The organism is Burkholderia sp. BCC1985, assembly GCF_905339915.1.
In the GTDB taxonomy this organism is placed as follows: domain Bacteria; phylum Pseudomonadota; class Gammaproteobacteria; order Burkholderiales; family Burkholderiaceae; genus Burkholderia.
In genome coordinates this window covers 99,132-114,313 of sequence record NZ_CAJPGY010000024.1, presented here as the reverse complement: position 1 = coordinate 114,313, position 15,182 = coordinate 99,132, and the positions used below count along the sequence as shown (strand labels likewise).

General features: G+C 67.5%; 14 protein-coding genes and 1 pseudogene. 10 read left to right on the top strand and 5 right to left on the bottom strand.

Annotated elements, in window-relative coordinates; all coding sequences use genetic code 11:
* The coding region (locus tag U4Z31_RS23925; RefSeq protein WP_321811531.1) for a hypothetical protein at positions 1–239 on the top strand (239 nt) is incomplete at its 5' end.
* Positions 240–684: 445 nt separating this feature from the next.
* Here the strand turns inward: U4Z31_RS23925 and U4Z31_RS23920 are convergent.
* Positions 685–1,158: an RES family NAD+ phosphorylase gene (locus tag U4Z31_RS23920; RefSeq protein WP_321811530.1), complete on the bottom strand. Its 474-nt coding sequence runs from the start codon at positions 1,156–1,158 to the stop codon at positions 685–687.
* The gene (locus tag U4Z31_RS23915) at positions 1,155–1,583 is read right to left on the bottom strand and encodes an antitoxin Xre/MbcA/ParS toxin-binding domain-containing protein (RefSeq protein WP_124487254.1); all 429 of its coding nucleotides are present in this window, start codon (positions 1,581–1,583) and stop codon (positions 1,155–1,157) included. The genes U4Z31_RS23920 and U4Z31_RS23915 overlap by 4 nt, the downstream gene beginning before the upstream one ends.
* Before the next feature lie 179 nt (positions 1,584–1,762).
* Here U4Z31_RS23915 and U4Z31_RS23910 point away from each other — a divergent pair, with 179 nt between their 5' ends.
* Complete coding sequence (locus U4Z31_RS23910; protein ID WP_044849157.1) at positions 1,763–2,077, top strand: hypothetical protein; 315 nt, start codon at positions 1,763–1,765, stop codon at positions 2,075–2,077.
* Between the two features lie 106 nt (positions 2,078–2,183).
* Positions 2,184–2,408: pseudogene (locus U4Z31_RS23905) on the top strand (ISNCY family transposase); the annotation flags it as partial.
* 229 nt (positions 2,409–2,637) lie between these two features.
* Here U4Z31_RS23905 and U4Z31_RS23900 read toward each other — a convergent pair.
* Positions 2,638–2,943, bottom strand: coding sequence for a DUF4148 domain-containing protein (locus tag U4Z31_RS23900; RefSeq protein ID WP_124519845.1), 306 nt, complete (start codon positions 2,941–2,943; stop codon positions 2,638–2,640).
* A 322-nt stretch (positions 2,944–3,265) separates the two neighbouring features.
* On the opposite strand from U4Z31_RS23900, the gene U4Z31_RS23895 reads away from it, so the two are divergent.
* Genes U4Z31_RS23895 through U4Z31_RS23885 form a run of 3 tightly spaced genes read left to right on the top strand, consistent with a single transcriptional unit; the run spans position 3,266 to position 9,541 of the window.
* Positions 3,266–6,514: an efflux RND transporter permease subunit gene (locus U4Z31_RS23895; RefSeq protein WP_321811529.1), complete on the top strand. Its 3,249-nt coding sequence runs from the start codon at positions 3,266–3,268 to the stop codon at positions 6,512–6,514.
* A 56-nt stretch (positions 6,515–6,570) separates the two neighbouring features.
* On the top strand, positions 6,571–7,980 hold the full coding sequence (locus U4Z31_RS23890; protein ID WP_321811528.1) for an efflux RND transporter periplasmic adaptor subunit: 1,410 nt from the start codon (positions 6,571–6,573) through the stop codon (positions 7,978–7,980).
* Positions 7,981–8,011: 31 nt separating this feature from the next.
* A complete protein-coding gene (locus U4Z31_RS23885) occupies positions 8,012–9,541 on the top strand; it encodes an efflux transporter outer membrane subunit (RefSeq protein WP_321811527.1) in 1,530 nt (509 codons plus the stop codon).
* Here the strand turns inward: U4Z31_RS23885 and U4Z31_RS23880 are convergent.
* On the bottom strand, positions 9,519–10,979 hold the full coding sequence (locus tag U4Z31_RS23880) for a heavy metal sensor histidine kinase (protein ID WP_321811526.1): 1,461 nt from the start codon (positions 10,977–10,979) through the stop codon (positions 9,519–9,521). The two genes, U4Z31_RS23885 and U4Z31_RS23880, sit on opposite strands and share 23 nt — an antisense overlap.
* On the bottom strand, positions 10,976–11,653 hold the full coding sequence (locus tag U4Z31_RS23875; protein ID WP_027786146.1) for a heavy metal response regulator transcription factor: 678 nt from the start codon (positions 11,651–11,653) through the stop codon (positions 10,976–10,978). The genes U4Z31_RS23880 and U4Z31_RS23875 overlap by 4 nt, the downstream gene beginning before the upstream one ends.
* A gap of 354 nt (positions 11,654–12,007) precedes the next feature.
* Here U4Z31_RS23875 and U4Z31_RS23870 point away from each other — a divergent pair, with 354 nt between their 5' ends.
* Genes U4Z31_RS23870 through U4Z31_RS23855 form a run of 4 tightly spaced genes read left to right on the top strand, consistent with a single transcriptional unit; the run spans position 12,008 to position 15,182 of the window.
* A complete protein-coding gene (locus U4Z31_RS23870; protein WP_044844255.1) occupies positions 12,008–12,850 on the top strand; it encodes a transporter substrate-binding domain-containing protein in 843 nt (280 codons plus the stop codon).
* Complete coding sequence (locus U4Z31_RS23865; RefSeq protein WP_321811525.1) at positions 12,847–13,581, top strand: amino acid ABC transporter permease; 735 nt, start codon at positions 12,847–12,849, stop codon at positions 13,579–13,581. Before U4Z31_RS23870 ends, U4Z31_RS23865 begins: the two co-directional genes overlap by 4 nt.
* Positions 13,571–14,356 (top strand): amino acid ABC transporter permease, encoded by a 786-nt coding sequence (locus U4Z31_RS23860; RefSeq protein ID WP_082088471.1) that lies wholly within the window; start codon positions 13,571–13,573, stop codon positions 14,354–14,356. Before U4Z31_RS23865 ends, U4Z31_RS23860 begins: the two co-directional genes overlap by 11 nt.
* Positions 14,343–15,182 (top strand): amino acid ABC transporter ATP-binding protein, encoded by an 840-nt coding sequence (locus tag U4Z31_RS23855; RefSeq protein WP_321811524.1) that lies wholly within the window; start codon positions 14,343–14,345, stop codon positions 15,180–15,182. Before U4Z31_RS23860 ends, U4Z31_RS23855 begins: the two co-directional genes overlap by 14 nt.

Genomic DNA, 15,182 nt, shown 5'->3' with positions numbered 1-15,182 from the left:
GCTTTCCCTTTGACACACGGCGGCCGGCTTTTGCCGTGGCTGTGATTTCAGGGGATGTGGAATCGTTCCGATCAGAAATTGCCAATACATGCTCCTCGACAGATGAGCCGACGATCGTCGCGAGCATGACGCCAGAACGGGTTGCCTGCCGGGATGCGAACGGAATCGTGATACGCAAAGATGGTCGAGGCCGGGACGCCTCGCTCGAAATCCGTATGCGCAGCTTGTGGGGGGCGTGAATGATACCGGAAAGTATTGTGCGGCACAACACGGGGCCCTTGGATTTCCATGCACTTTACCGGTGTAGCCCGCTCTAGCTGCGATTAAGGGGGTAGGAGTCGCCCCCCCCAACCGCCCCTGCACAGGAACGAGTTCGGCCACCTTGCCCCTGCAAGGATAAGCGGCCATACGTCGACGGCGAGGTTGAAATTGACGTTTAGAGAAAACTCGTCTGCCGAGGATCCCGCTCCGGCATCTTGACCGACAGCACATCTTTCGCGGCTCTACGCATTCGTGCAATAAGCGGTACGCCGACACCGTCAATCGTGAGCCCGAAGCCATACGCTTCGATGTCGACTCGCTTAAGCTTCGGAATGGGTTCCCACATCGGCTTCCAACCGTGCGTCGCGGTACGAGCGAGCAACCGACGCTTCGAAGGCTGGTTAGCAGACCACCATCAAGCATTTATGATCGGCCAACTGGCGGTATGGCAAAAAGTCGCTCGTCCCACACGACCGGTTGTGGATCCGTCACGATGATCCGCGCGGTGTCAGGATGCGCCAGATTCACGAGCACGTTGGACTCTGCACGGACGACGACGGAAGGGACGATCAGGAGTGCTGTACGCGATTCTGCCATCCATTCGTCGCCGAACTGCCGTGCTGCCTGCAGTGCCGCCGCACCCCATCCTCTCGGCAACGTTTCTGCCGTATGGCGTTCGACGCTGACGTCGTCGGGAACGGTTGCTTCGACCCATCCGTGGGTTTTCGGCACCTTGCCGATGCGTGCATGCACGAGCACCTCGAGCATCGCACCCGCGAAGGTCGACGCCGCGTAGATGACAGGCCGGCCCGGACTATTAAAGCGGCCACCGATCAGCATCGCGCCGGTGCCGCTCCAGATCGTGTGTCGCGTGTCACCGATGCGAAACAACTTCATGCCGGTAGCCCGTAGAACAGTTTCCAGAGCAACTCTTCAACCCTGCGCGCACCGAGCTCGGTCAGCGCGACGTCGAGCGGCGCCCGTCCCTCAAGTTCAGGATGTGGCGTCGACAAAAATTCCCGCGCGTCCTCTTCGTCGTTCCAGACGTAGGTGGTCGTTGCAACGATCCGGGCCAGACGCTCCGTCTTCTCCGATTCGTCTTGCGTTAGTCGATCGCGGCGGCGCTTGTAGGTCGCTTCGGGGATGATGCGGGCGAGGAGCGCGCGCCGAGCATCGGCGCCTTGCGTCGCGTGTTCGACGCCCGCGCGCAGCGCGGACTTCGGCAAACCGCCGCGCACAAGCGCTTCCAGCTCCGCCAGCGTATGCGGGAGCGGCCGCAGCCCCATGACCGCAGCCACGGCTTCAGGGGTAACGAGTGACATGGCGACTCCCATTCAGTATCATTTGATACTTAATTTTAGCGCAAATGATACCGCCCGCAAGGCGTTCTTGAAAGTTGAGACGCGGAGACGCCTCGCAAGCCGACTGTCGCACAACGTGGCCGATTTTGGTGGATCCTTGCGCAGCGTTAGAATAGCGCCCCTTCTCATGGGAGACGACAATGTCCTGGTTCGTTTATGAAGTGCCCGAATACCACGAAGACGCTGCACGCATCGAACCCTTCAGCGAGCTGCGTAACCGTGTGCTGAAAGTCGGTGGCCCGGCCATGGCTGACGACCTGGAAAGCGTTCGCGAGAACGCCGCAGCAACAGCGGACACGCCAGAACGGCCCCTGCGGACGCCGGAGAATCCGCAGGTCTTTCCGATTCCCTACGCCGACTCCATGATCCTGGTCGGGTTCATCTTCGATCTGAAGCGAGAATTCCGGCAACTGGTCGTATCGCCCGTGGAAATGCCCTGGTTGAACGACGCGTAAACGGCGCGTCCGACCGGAAGCCGACGGGAGAGTTGCTTCTGTTCCGGGGCCGGGTCCGACTATCTACTGCACGCTTTCGGATACACATGCGTGGAGTTGGACCCGCGCCAACGCTTATGCGCCCTCCTTCACCAATGCTTACAACACACGCTTCGCGAAGCCACCGAAGAGCGATTTCAATGCGCATCGGCCGCTGCGGGATGACGAGCATCTGGACACAGTGTTGACCTGGCGTGAAACACGTCGGGTATCGAAATCGCCGGCAGTGCTCCACGATCGAGTGCTTTACTTGCTGGATGACACACCGGTAAACCGGAAGCTGATTCACCGCACCGGCTGCCGTCGCTCTTCCTCGCGCGCGTCGGATGCATGATGAAACTCCCGGGAAAGACTCGATGAGGGCGCACCGAAGGTGCGCCGCCGGCACGCCCGTGCGTGCGATGTACTGCCCGACACGTTCATTCTCACGATTGCGGCGCGCACGGCGCCGACCGGCAGATGACGCATTCGAAATCCGCGGCCGCTTCCTTCGGGCCGCGGATAGCAGTTGAAAATCGGGCTCAGTGATGCTCGTACGGCTGCTCCGTATCGAGCGACGCGAGCGATTGCGCGGTCGTCTCTGCGGCGACGCTCGGCCGTGCAGCCACCGATTGCGATGGCTGCGCGGCGATCTTCGCTTCCGCGGCCTGGATGTCGGCGGGATAGTAAGGATCGCTACCGACCGGCTTATAGCCGGCCTTCTCGACCCGCACGAGATCGGCGCGCACGTCGGCCCGCGTGACCGCATGGTCGGTGGTTTGCGCAAATGCGAAGACCGGTGCGCTCAGCGCACAGGACAGCAGGACCGCACGAATCAGGTTGTTCATGATGTTCACCTCTCAAGATGGCATGTTCGCGTCCGCAGATCAGGCCGGACATCCGCTCCGCATCGATGTGATGAAGAGTTGTGTCCATTCTGCGATTCGCGCGCTTTCCGGAAGGTGAGGCTTCGATTACGGTCTTGTCATCTGATCGCGGCCGCATGTCGGTCACGGGCCGGCCTGTCCGGTCGGACACTGCGCACCTGCGCGCCAGCACAGATAACGGTTTCGTAATCCTCGGGTCAGGGTCGGGTCAACGCCGCGCCGGCAGACTGCACGCTCGCCGCATCGCACGCGGCATCCATGCCCTGCTTCGAGGAGCACCATCATGTGGATCGTCCGGCTGGCGTTACGCAGGCCCTACACGTTCGTCGTACTCGCACTGCTGATCTTCATCGCGGGACCGCTTGCGCTGCTGCGCACGCCGACCGACATCTTCCCGAGCATCGACATTCCGGTCGTCAGCATCGTCTGGTCATACAACGGCTTCTCCGCGGAGGACATGGCCAAGCGGATCACGTCGAACTACGAGCGCGCGCTCACGTCCGACGTCGACGACATCGAGCACATCGAGTCGCAGTCGCTGAACGGCGTGTCGGTCGTGAAGATCTTCTTCCACCCGGGCGCCGACATCAATCGCGCGATCGCGGAAGCCGCGAGCAATGCCGCGTCGATCCTGCGCATCCTGCCGCCCGGCACGTTGCCGCCGAACATCATCACGTACAACGCGTCGACGGTGCCGATCCTGCAGCTCGGGCTGTCGAGCGACACGCTCGCCGAGCAGCAGCTGTACGACCTCGGCAACAGCTTCATCCGCACGCAGCTCGCGACCGTCCAGGGCGCGGCGGTCCCGCTGCCGTTCGGCGGCAAGATCCGCCAGATCGTCGTCGACCTCGATACGCGCGCGCTGCAGGCGAAGGGGCTCGCGCCGATCGACGTCGTGAACGCGATCAACGCGCAGAACCTGATCCTGCCCGGCGGCACCGCGAAGATCGGCACGCACGAATACAACGTGCAGATGAACGGCAGCACGCAGACGGTCGCCGCGCTGAACGATCTGCCGGTGAAGACGATCGGCGGCAATGTCGTGTACGTGCGCGACGTCGCGCACGTTCGCGACGGCTACGCACCGCAGACCAACATCGTGCGGGTGGACGGCAAGCGCGCGGCGCTGCTGACGGTCGAGAAGACCGGCAGCGCGTCGACGCTGACGATCATCGACCAGGTGAAGGCGATGCTGCCGAAGATCGCGGCCGGGCTGCCGAAGGCGCTGCACATTTCGCCGCTCGACGATCAGTCGGTGTTCGTGAAGGCGGCGGTCCAGGGCGTCGTGCGCGAGGCGCTGATCGCCGCGTGCCTGACCGCGCTGATGATCATGCTGTTTCTCGGCAGCTGGCGCGCGACGCTGATCATCGCGATCACGATCCCGCTCGCGGTGCTCACGTCGCTGCTCGCGTTGTCCGCGCTCGGCCAGACCATCAACATCATGACGCTCGGCGGGCTCGCGCTCGCGGTCGGGATCCTCGTCGACGACGCGACCGTCGCGATCGAGAACATCACGCATCATCTCGAGCTCGGCGCGCCGCTCGAGGACGCGATCCTGACCGGCTCGGGAGAAATCGCGGTGCCGACCTTCGTGTCGACGCTGTCGATCTGCATCGTGTTCGTGCCGATGTTCCTGCTCACGGGCGTCGCGCGCTATCTGTTCGTGCCGCTGGCCGAGGCCGTGATCTTCGCGATGATCGCGTCGTACTTCTTCTCGCGCACGCTGGTGCCGACCCTCGCGATGGTGCTGATGCGCGCAAAAGGAAACGGCCGGCCGCCGCGCGGCGTATTCGCGCCGCTCGTGCATTTGGCGCGTTTCCAGGCTGCGTTCGAGCATCGCTTCGAGGCCGTGCGGCTGCGCTATCGCGCGCTGCTCTCGGCGGCGATCGCGCGGCGTCGCCGCTTCGCGGCCGCGTTCCTGCTCGCATGCGTCGCGTCGACGGGCCTCTACGCGTTCGCCGGGCAGGACTTCTTCCCGTCGGTCGACACCGGCGAGATCCGCCTGCATCTGCGCGCGCCGACCGGCACGCGGATCGAGGAAACCGCGCGGCTGACCGACGAGGTCGAAGCGAAGATCCGCAGCGTGATTCCGGCGGGCGAACTCGCTGGCGTGCTCGACAACATCGGCGTGCCGGTGAGCGGGATCAACCTCACGTACGATTCATCGGATCCGATCGGCACCGAGGACGCCGACGTGCTGGTGACGCTGAAGCCGAACCACGCGTCGACCGCCGCATACGTCGCCAGGCTGCGCAACGTGCTCGCGCAGTCGTTCCCCGGCGTGACGTTCGCGTTCCTGCCGGCCGACATCGTCAGCCAGATCCTCAATTTCGGGCTGCCCGCGCCGATCGACATCCAGATCGTCGGCAACAAGCTCGACCAGAACCGCGCGGTCGCGAATACGCTGCTCGCGAAGCTGCGCGGCGTGCGCGGGCTCGTCGACGCGCGTATCCAGCAACCCGGCGACGAACCGGCGATCGACGTGAACGTCGACCGCACGAAGGCGATCCAGGCCGGCCTCGAACAGCGCGATGTCGCGCAAAATCTGCTGATCGCGCTGTCCGGCAGTTCGCAGACGACGCCGAACTTCTGGCTCGATCCGCGCAACGGCGTCAGCTACCCGGTGCTCGTGCAGACGCCGCAATACACGGTGAATTCGCTGCAGTCGCTCGCGAACGTGCCGCTGCCAGCCGGCACCGCGCGCCCGCCGCAGACGCCGGCCGGCGGCCCGGCCGCGGGCGCGCCCGCGCAGAACCTGCTCGGCGCGCTCGGCACGTTCTCGCGCTCGACGCAGCAGGCCGTGGTGTCGCACTACAACGTGCAGCCGGTGCTCGACATCTTCGCGTCGGTGCAGGGGCGCGATCTCGGCGGCGTCACGGCCGACGTGACGAAGCTCGTCGACGCCGCGCGCGCGCAGCTGCCGCCCGGCTCGTCGATCGTGCTGCGCGGCCAGGTGCAGGCGATGCACGAGTCGTTCGCGGGCCTGCTCGGCGGTCTGGTACTCGCGATCTCGCTGGTCTACCTGCTGATGGTCGTGAACTTCCAGTCGTGGCTCGATCCGCTCGTGATCGTCGGCGGCCTGCCGGCATCGCTCGCCGGGATCGCGTGGATGCTGTTCGTCACGCGCACCACGCTGTCGGTGCCCGCGCTGACCGGCACGATCCTGTGCATCGGCATCGCGACCGCGAACAGCATTCTCGTCGTGAACGCGGCGCGCGAGCTGCTCGCGGGCGGTGCGTCGCCGTGGCAGGCGGCGCTCGACGCCGGCTTCAGCCGCTTCCGGCCCGTCGTGATGACCGCGCTCGCGATGCTGATCGGCATGTTGCCGATGGCGCTCGGCCTCGGCGACGGCGGCGAGCAGAACGCACCGCTCGGCCGCGCGGTGATCGGCGGCCTCGCGTTCGGCACGTTCTCGACGCTGCTGTTCGTCCCGGTGCTGTTCGGCTTCGTCCACGCATGGCTCGCGCGGCGCCGCGACGCCTCGGCCGCGCGGCGCACGCAGCACGCGCCCGACACGCCGGCGCTGCGTTGAGCTCGGACGGCCGCCCCTTCTCATCATCCTTCGATTCGCCTGACCCCGGACCCATCATGAACGACTCGATCGAACCCGTCGCCCCGCCGCCCGCCGCCGAATCGGCCACAGCAGCCACCGCCGTGACGTCCGCCGCGCGCGGCGCCGCGCCCGACACCCCGCCGGGCCGCCGCGGCCGCAAGCTGGCCGTGCCCGTCGCGGCCGTCGCGCTGGCCGCCGCGCTGCTCGCGCTCGGCATCGTGCCGCGTATCGATGCACGCGCCGCGCAGCGTGCACAGGTTGCCGCGCAACAGGCGCTGCCGGTGTCGGTCATCGTGCCCGGCACGGCGCCGGCCGACCAGACGCTGACGTTGCCCGGTTCGGTGGCGCCGTATGCAGACGCGTCGATCTACGCGCGCACGAGCGGCTACATCGCGCACTGGAGCGTCGATCTCGGCACGCACGTGAAGGCCGGCCAGACGCTCGCGCAGATCTCGGCGCCCGATCTCGACGCGCAGTTGCGCCAGGCGCGCGCCGACGAAGCGAGCGCGCAGGCGAACTACGACTATGCGAAATCGACCGCGCAGCGGTGGCAGGACATGCTGAAAACGCAATCGGTGTCGCAGCAGGACACCGACACGAAGGTCGCCGACATGAACGCGAAACGCGCGATGCTCGCGTCCGCGCAGGCGAACGTCGCGCACCTTGCCGAACTCGTGTCGTACGAGTCCGTCACCGCGCCGTTCGACGGCGTGATCACCGCGCGCAGCGTCGACGTCGGCACGCTGGTCACCGCGGGCGGCACGCCGGGCAGCCCGGGCCTGTCCGGGGAACTGTTCCATCTCGAACAGACGGACACGCTGCGCGTGTTTGTCGACGTGCCGCAGGACAGCGCGACCGGCGTATCGACCGGCACGCCGGTCTACCTGACGACGCCGCAGTATCCGGGGCGGCGCTTTGCCGCGCGTGTCGCGCGCAGCGCGGGCGCGATCGATCCCGTCACGCGCACGCTGCGCGTCGAGATCGACGTCGACAACCGCGACGGCGCGCTGATGCCCGGTGCGTATGCGCAGGCGCATCTCGTCGTGGCGAGCGCGGCGCCGGCGCTCGACCTGCCGGTCAGTGCGCTGTTGTTCCGCCCGAACGGCGTGACGGTCGCCACCGTCGGTACGAACGGGCGAACCGCGCTGAAGACCGTGCAGATCGGGCGCGATTTCGGCACGCGCGTGGAGATCGTCGCGGGGCTCGCGGCGACCGATCGCGTGATCGACAACCCGGGCGATGCGATCACGGCCGGCGAAGCCGTGAAGATCGTGTCGACCGTGCGCGCCGCGGCTCCGGTGGCCGCTTCGTCCGCTTCTTCCGCTTCGTCCGCGCAGGCCGCGCAAACAGGGGCGGCGGCCATTGCCAGCGACGTGCCGCAGCTGCGCGCGGCCGGCACCGCGCCGGCCGCGTCGACGCCCGCTCCTGCGCCCGCCCGCGGCTGACCCATCGATGACGACTCACGAGATACCTGCCATGCGCCTTCCTCACCCGCTCCCGTTCGCCCGCCACGCCGTCGCGCTCGGCGCCGCCGCGGCATTGGCCACGTTGGCCGCGTGCTCGACGTTGCCACCCTATTCACCGCCCGCCGTCGCGGTACCCGCGCACTACGCGGGCGCACCGGCCGCGCAGGCCGGCTGGCACGTCGCGATGCCGGCCGATGCGGCCGCGCGCGGTGCGTGGTGGACCGTGTTCGGCGACGCCGACCTGAACGCGCTCGAAGCGCGCGTCGACGTGTCGAACCAGACGGTGAAAAAAGCCGTCGCCGATCTGCAACAGGCACGCGCGATGGTCGACTACCAGCACGCCGGGTTTCTGCCGACGATCACGGCGGGTGCCGCGCAGAGCCGCGCGCGCGTGTCGCAGAACCGGCTCGGCTCGTCGCTCGCCGGCAAGACGACACCCGACTATCAGGCCGGCGTCGCCGCGAGCTGGGAACCCGACGTGTTCGGCCGCGTGCGCGACGCGGTGACGGGCGCGCAGGCGAACGCCGCCGCGAGCGCGGCCGACCTGCACGCCGTGAAGCTGTCGGTCACGGCCGAACTCGCGACCGATTATTTCGCGCTGCGCTCGCTCGACACGCAGAAGCAGTTGCTCGATGACACGGTGCATGCATACGCGGACGCGCTGACGCTGCTCAAGCAACAGCTCGCGGCCGGTGCGATCGACGCGTCGGCGGTCGCGCAAGCCGAGACGCAACTCGAATCGACGCGCACGCAGGACACCGACATCGACGCGTCGCGTGCGCAGTTGCAGCACGCGATCGCGACGCTCGTCGGCGAAAGCGCGTCGACGTTCGCGCTGCCGCCGCGCGTGCAGGCGTTCCATGTGCCGGCCATTCCGGCCGGCGTGCCGTCGGAACTGCTCGAACGGCGGCCCGACATCGCGGCCGCCGAGCGCCGTGTGGCGGCCGCGAACGCGCAGATCGGCGAGGCGCGTGCCGCGTTCTTTCCCGATCTCGTGCTGTCGGCGAGCGCCGGCCTCGAGAGTTCGTTCTTCGCGCCGTGGCTCGCCGCGCCGAGCCTGTTCTGGTCGCTCGGCCCGCAACTGGCCGGCACGCTGTTCGACGGCGGTCGCCGCAGCGCGTCGTTGCGCGGCGCGCATGCGCAGTACGACGGCGCGGTCGCGGATTACCGGCAGACCGTACTCGTCGCGTTCCAACAGGTCGAGGATCAGTTGTCGACGATCGATGCGCTCGCGTCCGAAGCCGGCAGCCAGCAGCGCGCGACCGACGCGGCCGACCTGTCGCTGCGGCTGACGACGAATCGCTTCAACGCGGGCGCCGTCAGCTATCTGGACGTGGTGACCGCGCAGACGATCGCGCTGACGAACCGGCGCACGGCCGATCAGATCGACGCGCGCCGGATGGAGGCCGCGGTCGGGTTGTTGAAGGCGCTGGGCGGCGGCTGGCAAGCGAGCGCGGATAAGGAATCGAACACCGGCACGCACGAACGCCCGGTCGCCGCGTTACCCGATCCCGTCGTCACGCAGCCGACGGCCGGTTGAACGTGAGCACGAAGCGCGTGCCGCGCGCGTCGCTTTCGACCTGCGCGGTGCCGCCGTGCAGTTCCATCACCGAGCGCACGATCGCGAGGCCGAGCCCGGCCGTGCCGCCCGGCACCCCGCCGCTGCGGGCGGGATCGCCGCGCACGAACCGGTCGAAGATCCGCGGCAGCAGCGCGGAATCGATCGGCTCGCCCGGATTCGCGACGACGACGCGCACCGCGTCGGCGGCGTCATCGACACTCAGCGTAATGACGCCGCCGGCGGGCGTGTAACGCAGCGCGTTCGCGAGCAGGTTGCCGACGGCGCGACGAAACAGCTCGACGTCGGCGGTCAGTTGCCCCCGCCCTTCGACGCGCAACGTCGAGCCCGCTTCGTCGGCGAGCCCCTCGAAATACTCCGCGATGCGCTCGAGTTCGTCGTGCACGTCGAACGCGCGCTGCCGCGTGACGAAGCTCGGATGCTCGGCGCGCGCGAGAAACAGCACGTTCTCGATCATCCGTGCGAGACGATCGTATTCCTCGAGATTCGATTCGAGCAGCGCCTGGTACTCGTCGGCCGCACGCGGCCGCGCGAGCGCGACTTCAGTGGCGCCGCGCATGTTGTTCAGCGGTGTGCGCAGGTCGTGCGCGAGATCGGCGCTGAATTGCGACAGATGCGCGAACGCTTGCTGCAGGCGGCCGAGCATCGCGTTCTGCGCATCGACGAGCGCGCGCAGCTCGCTCGGTGCACGCGACGCGTCGAGCCGTGTATCGAGCTTGTCGACGGTGATCCGGCCGGTGTTGTCGACGATCTCGCGCAGCGGCGCGAGCGCCGTGCGGATCAGCCAGTAACCGAGCAGCAGCGCGAACAGCGCGCCGAGCCCGCCGGCGATCTCGAGCCGGTCGCGGTAGCCGTCGAGCAGGTCGGCGCGGTCGTGCATGTTGCGCGCGATCGCGATGCGGATCGGCGTGCGGTCGCCGAGCGCGGCCTCGATCACGACGCCACGCATCGGCGTGCCGTTGTCGGCCGTCCACGTGACGAGCCGGTCGGCCGTGATCCGCTCGTCCGCCGGAACCGGCGCCGCATGCGGCGCGAACAGCTGCGCGTCGGCCAGCGGAATCGATGCGGCGGCAGGCGCATCGTCGAGCGCGGCGAGCCGCACGTTGTGGCGCGCGAGCACGTCGCCGCGCGCATCGACGGCGGCCATCGACAGCGCCTCGTTGCCGAGCACCTGGCTCGTCAACCGCTCGGCATGCGTGCGGACTGCATCGAGCGACTCGAGCTCGCCCGCGAGCCGGCGCGTGTGGCGCGCGGCCAGCACGATGTCGAGGTCGTCCTGCGTGTTCACCTGCCGTTCGAGGCCCGCATACACGTATGCGCCGACCAGCGCGAACGCGGCGAGCGTGGTCGCGGCGAACGCGAGCGCGAGCGTCGCGGCGAGCGAGCGCGGCCGCGTCATGCGTCGTCCTTCGGTTCGAGCACATAGCCGACGCCGCGCACGGTATGGATCAGCTTGACCGGAAACGCGTCGTCGATCTTCGCGCGCAGGCGCCGGATCGCGACCTCGACGACGTTGGTGTCGCTGTCGAAATTCATGTCCCATACGTACGATGCGATCTGCGTGCGGCTCAGCACCTCGCCCTGCCGGCGCGCGAGCAGCTGCAGCAGCGAGAATTCGCGCGGCGTGAGGTCGATGCGCGTGGCGCCGCGCTTCACGCGGCGGCGCACCACGTCGATTTCCAGATCGCCGACCGCCAGGTGTTCGGTCTCGCGCGGCGGCCCGCGACGCGCGAGCGTCCGGATGCGGGCAAGCAGCTCGACGAACGCGAACGGCTTCACGAGGTAGTCGTCGGCGCCGAGTTCGAGGCCGTGCACGCGATCCTGCACGTCGTCGCGCGCGGTCAGGAACAGCACCGGCGTCGTATGCGTGTCGCGCAGCCGCTTGAGCACGCCCCAGCCATCGAGCACGGGCAGCATCACGTCGAGCACGATCACGTCGTAACGCTCTTCCTGCGCGAGCGTCAGCCCTTCGCCGCCGTCCTTCGCGAGATCGACGCTGAAGCCCGATTCCTCGAGCCCCTTCTTCAGGTACGCACCCGTCTTCGGTTCGTCTTCGACTATCAGGATACGCATGGCCGGCTCCGTCGCTTTCGTGATGACATCCGGCGATGTTACCGGCAAACGGCGACAAGGGATCGCTGCGTGCGGGCGCAAACGCCTTTGATTACAAAACGGTAATCGGGCGGTCAGCGTAGCGTGCGGTTGCGAAACCGTGCACGGCGGAGTGGGTAACCTGCATAAACCCTCCGCCACATCGCCATTCCAGCCGCTAGAGCGCCGCCTTCCTCTGCGTAAATCTAAGGACCAGATAACGGTATGAGAATTTCTTGGTTCTTGGATGCGTTCCACATCCCGAAAATACGAGCTCCCGACAACCGGGCGCGCGATGCGCCGCCCCGCGTCGCTCAAACAACGTTCCTCTTTCCCATGTTCAGCAGATCGTTTCGCACTACGTCGGGCCACGCGCTGTGCGTCGCCGCCCTCCTTTCCGTTTTTTCCGGCGTCGCCCGCGCGGACAGCACGCTCGATCGCATCCATCAACGTCACACGATCACGATCGGCGTGATCCTGTCGGGCCCGCCGTTCGGCTCGCTCGATCCCGCGACGCAAAAGCCGGTCGGCTTCAACGTCGATCTGGCGAACGACGTCGCGAAACGACTCGGCGTCGACGTCGAGCTGACACCGGTTCAGCCGTCGAACCGCGTGCAGTTCCTGCAGCAGGGCAAGGTCGACGCGCTGATCGCCAACATGGAGCTGACGACGGAGCGCGCGGAGATCCTGTCGTATGCGCCGACGCCGTTCGAATCCATCGGCGGCGCGCTGATCGCGCGCAAGGACAGCGGTATCAAGTCCTGGGCCGACTTGCGCGGCAAGCCGGTCTGCGTGTCGCAAGGCAGCAACTACACGAAGCCGCTCGCGACGGAATACGGCGCGCAGGTGAAGGCCTTCCGCGGCCAGCCGGAATCGCTGCTCGCACTTCGCGGCAACAACTGCGTGGCCGCCGTGCACGTCGCGCCGACGTTGCGCATGCTCGTCGCGCGCAACCCCGACTGGAAGGACTATACGACGCCGCTGTCGACCGACCTGATTCCGTCGCCGGCGGTGATCTGGGTCCGCAAGGGCGAGACCGACACGCAGGGCGCGCTCGACCGGATCGTTCAGGATTGGCACCGCAGCGGCTGGCTGCTCGACGTCGAGCGCAAGAACGGCATGACGCCGTCGCAAGCCGTGCTCGACCTGCACGCGAAGCTCAAGGCGCAGCGCACATGACGGTGGCCGCCGCCGTCGATGCGCTCCGCAAGTTCGGCCTCGATTACAGCTTCGTGCTCGCCCCGGACGAACGCGCGTCGTTCGTGCACGGGATGGGCGTGACGCTCGAACTGTCGATCGCGACCGCGGTCGGCAGCCTCGCCTGCGGCGTCGTGCTCTCCGCGTTGCTGGTGTCGCCGAGCGCGGCGCTCGCGCGCCCCGCGCGCGCATTCGTCGAGGTCACCCGCAACACGCCGACGCTCGTGCAATTGTTCTGCGCATTCCTCGTCGTCAACATGCTGATCAGCGCCGCACTGCGCAATCTGGGCGGCAATCCGCTGACGCCGTTCATCTGGAGCGTGATCGTGATCTCGCTGCACAAGGGCGCGTTCCATGCGGAAGCGCTGCGCGCCGGCCTCGAAGCGGTACCGCGCGCAACGCTCGAGGCCGCGCAGTCGCTCGGCTACAGCCGCCGCCAGCGGCTCTGGCACGTGCAGCTGCCGCTCGCGATACGCTTCGCGCTGCCCGCGCTCGTCAACAACCTGGTCGATCTCGTGAAGATGACGACGGTCGCCTCGGCGATCGCCGTCGGCGACGTCACCTATGCGTCGATCATGATCTGGACGCAACGCGACAACGTGCTCGAGTTGATGATCCTGATCCTGCTCTTCTTCGGCGCGCTCACGTTCACGGTCAACCTCGCGGGACGTTGGCTGGAACACCGCCTGAGGATACCCGGCTATGGCCATTGACATGCACGCGCAGCCCGCGCGCCTCGTGCGATGGCGCGCCGTCGCGGCAACCCTGGCCGCGCTGGCCGTCGTCGCGCTGGCCGTCGCGGGCCGCCGTCACCCGACCCTCGTCGCGCTCGCCACGTGGCTGCCGGCGCTCGGCAAGGCGATGCTGATCAACATCGGCATCAGCGCGATCGCGATCGCGATCGGCACGCTCGCCGGCCTCGTACTCGGCCCGCTGACGCTGTCGCGGCTCGGCATCGCGCGCGTGCTGGCGCGCGCGTACGTGCAGTTGTTCCGCAACGCGCCGCTGCTCGTGCTGATCTATTTTTCGACCTACGTGTTCCCGTTCGAAATCAGGTTCGGCCATGCGTCGCTGCCGTTTCCGGACTGGTTCAAGGTAACGCTCGGCCTCGCGCTGCCCGCGAGCGCGAACTTCGCGGAAATCTTCCGCGGCGCGATCCAGTCGATTCCGCACGCGCAGTGGGACGCCGCACGCTCGCTCGCGTTCAGCCGCGCGCAAGTGTTCCGCTGGATCATCCTGCCGCAATGCGTACGCCGCATGCTGCCGCCGTGGATGAACCTGTATGCGAGCATCGCGATGGCCACCGCGCTCGCGTCGCTGGTCGGCGTGCACGACCTGCTCGACACCGCGCAGGTCGCGAGCAACACCGTCGCGCGAGCCGACTTCACCGTCGTCGTCTATTTCACGGTACTCGGCCTGTTTTTCGCGTACTGCTACCCGATCGCCCGTTTCACCCGCCTTCTCGAAAGACGTCATGCATTCCACTGAAACTCCGCGCGGCGCGGACGAGCCGCTCGTCCGCCTGCGCGACGTGCACCTGTCCTACGGCACGACGCCCGTGCTGCGCGGCATCGATCTCGACGTGCACCGCGGCCAGGCCGTGTCCATCATCGGTCCGTCCGGCTCCGGCAAATCGACGATCCTGCGTTGCATCACCGGGCTGTTGCGGCCGCAGCGAGGCCTGATCGAGGTCGACGGCACGCGCGTCGACCTGCTCGCATCGGAGCGCGACGAAATCGCGCTGCGCAAGCGGGTCGGCTTCGTGTTCCAGCAATACAACCTGTTTCCGCACCTGAGCGTGCTCGACAACCTCGTCGTAGCCCCGGTCCGGATTCTCGGCCGCGATCGCAACGATGCGGTGCGCACCGCACACGCGCTGCTCGAACGCGTGCGTCTCGCGGACAAGGCGCACGCCTACCCCGGCGAGTTGTCGGGCGGCCAGCAGCAGCGCGTCGCGATCGCCCGCGCGCTCGCGATGCAGCCCGACCTGATCCTGTTCGACGAAGTGACGTCCGCGCTCGACCCGGAAACCGTCGGCGACGTGCTGTCGGTGATTCGCGATCTCGTGCGCGACGGCATGACCTGCGTGCTCGTCACGCACGAGATGCGCTTCGCCGAGGAAATCAGCGACGTCGTCTACTTCACCGAGGCGGGCGTGATCGTCGAGCACGGGTCGGCCGCGCAGCTGTTCCGCGCGCCGCAAAGCACGCGCACGCGGGCCTTCCTCGCGCATGCACTCGGCCCGGCCGGCAGCCCGCACGCAAGCCGCGACAGCGCGCCGATCGCACTCGACCTGACGCGCTTCGCGGTCTGA

Excerpts from the sequence above, each read along its gene's own strand:
- U4Z31_RS23920 (WP_321811530.1), bottom strand. The coding sequence starts at position 1,158 with ATGAAGTTGTTTCGCATCGGTGACACGCGACACACGATCTGGAGCGGC.
- U4Z31_RS23915 (WP_124487254.1), bottom strand. The coding sequence starts at position 1,583 with ATGTCACTCGTTACCCCTGAAGCCGTGGCTGCGGTCATGGGGCTGCGG.
- U4Z31_RS23910 (WP_044849157.1), top strand. The coding sequence starts at position 1,763 with ATGTCCTGGTTCGTTTATGAAGTGCCCGAATACCACGAAGACGCTGCA.
- U4Z31_RS23900 (WP_124519845.1), bottom strand. The coding sequence starts at position 2,943 with ATGAACAACCTGATTCGTGCGGTCCTGCTGTCCTGTGCGCTGAGCGCA.
- U4Z31_RS23895 (WP_321811529.1), top strand. The coding sequence starts at position 3,266 with ATGTGGATCGTCCGGCTGGCGTTACGCAGGCCCTACACGTTCGTCGTA.
- U4Z31_RS23890 (WP_321811528.1), top strand. The coding sequence starts at position 6,571 with ATGAACGACTCGATCGAACCCGTCGCCCCGCCGCCCGCCGCCGAATCG.
- U4Z31_RS23885 (WP_321811527.1), top strand. The coding sequence starts at position 8,012 with ATGCGCCTTCCTCACCCGCTCCCGTTCGCCCGCCACGCCGTCGCGCTC.
- U4Z31_RS23880 (WP_321811526.1), bottom strand. The coding sequence starts at position 10,979 with ATGACGCGGCCGCGCTCGCTCGCCGCGACGCTCGCGCTCGCGTTCGCC.
- U4Z31_RS23875 (WP_027786146.1), bottom strand. The coding sequence starts at position 11,653 with ATGCGTATCCTGATAGTCGAAGACGAACCGAAGACGGGTGCGTACCTG.
- U4Z31_RS23870 (WP_044844255.1), top strand. The coding sequence starts at position 12,008 with ATGTTCAGCAGATCGTTTCGCACTACGTCGGGCCACGCGCTGTGCGTC.
- U4Z31_RS23865 (WP_321811525.1), top strand. The coding sequence starts at position 12,847 with ATGACGGTGGCCGCCGCCGTCGATGCGCTCCGCAAGTTCGGCCTCGAT.
- U4Z31_RS23860 (WP_082088471.1), top strand. The coding sequence starts at position 13,571 with ATGGCCATTGACATGCACGCGCAGCCCGCGCGCCTCGTGCGATGGCGC.
- U4Z31_RS23855 (WP_321811524.1), top strand. The coding sequence starts at position 14,343 with ATGCATTCCACTGAAACTCCGCGCGGCGCGGACGAGCCGCTCGTCCGC.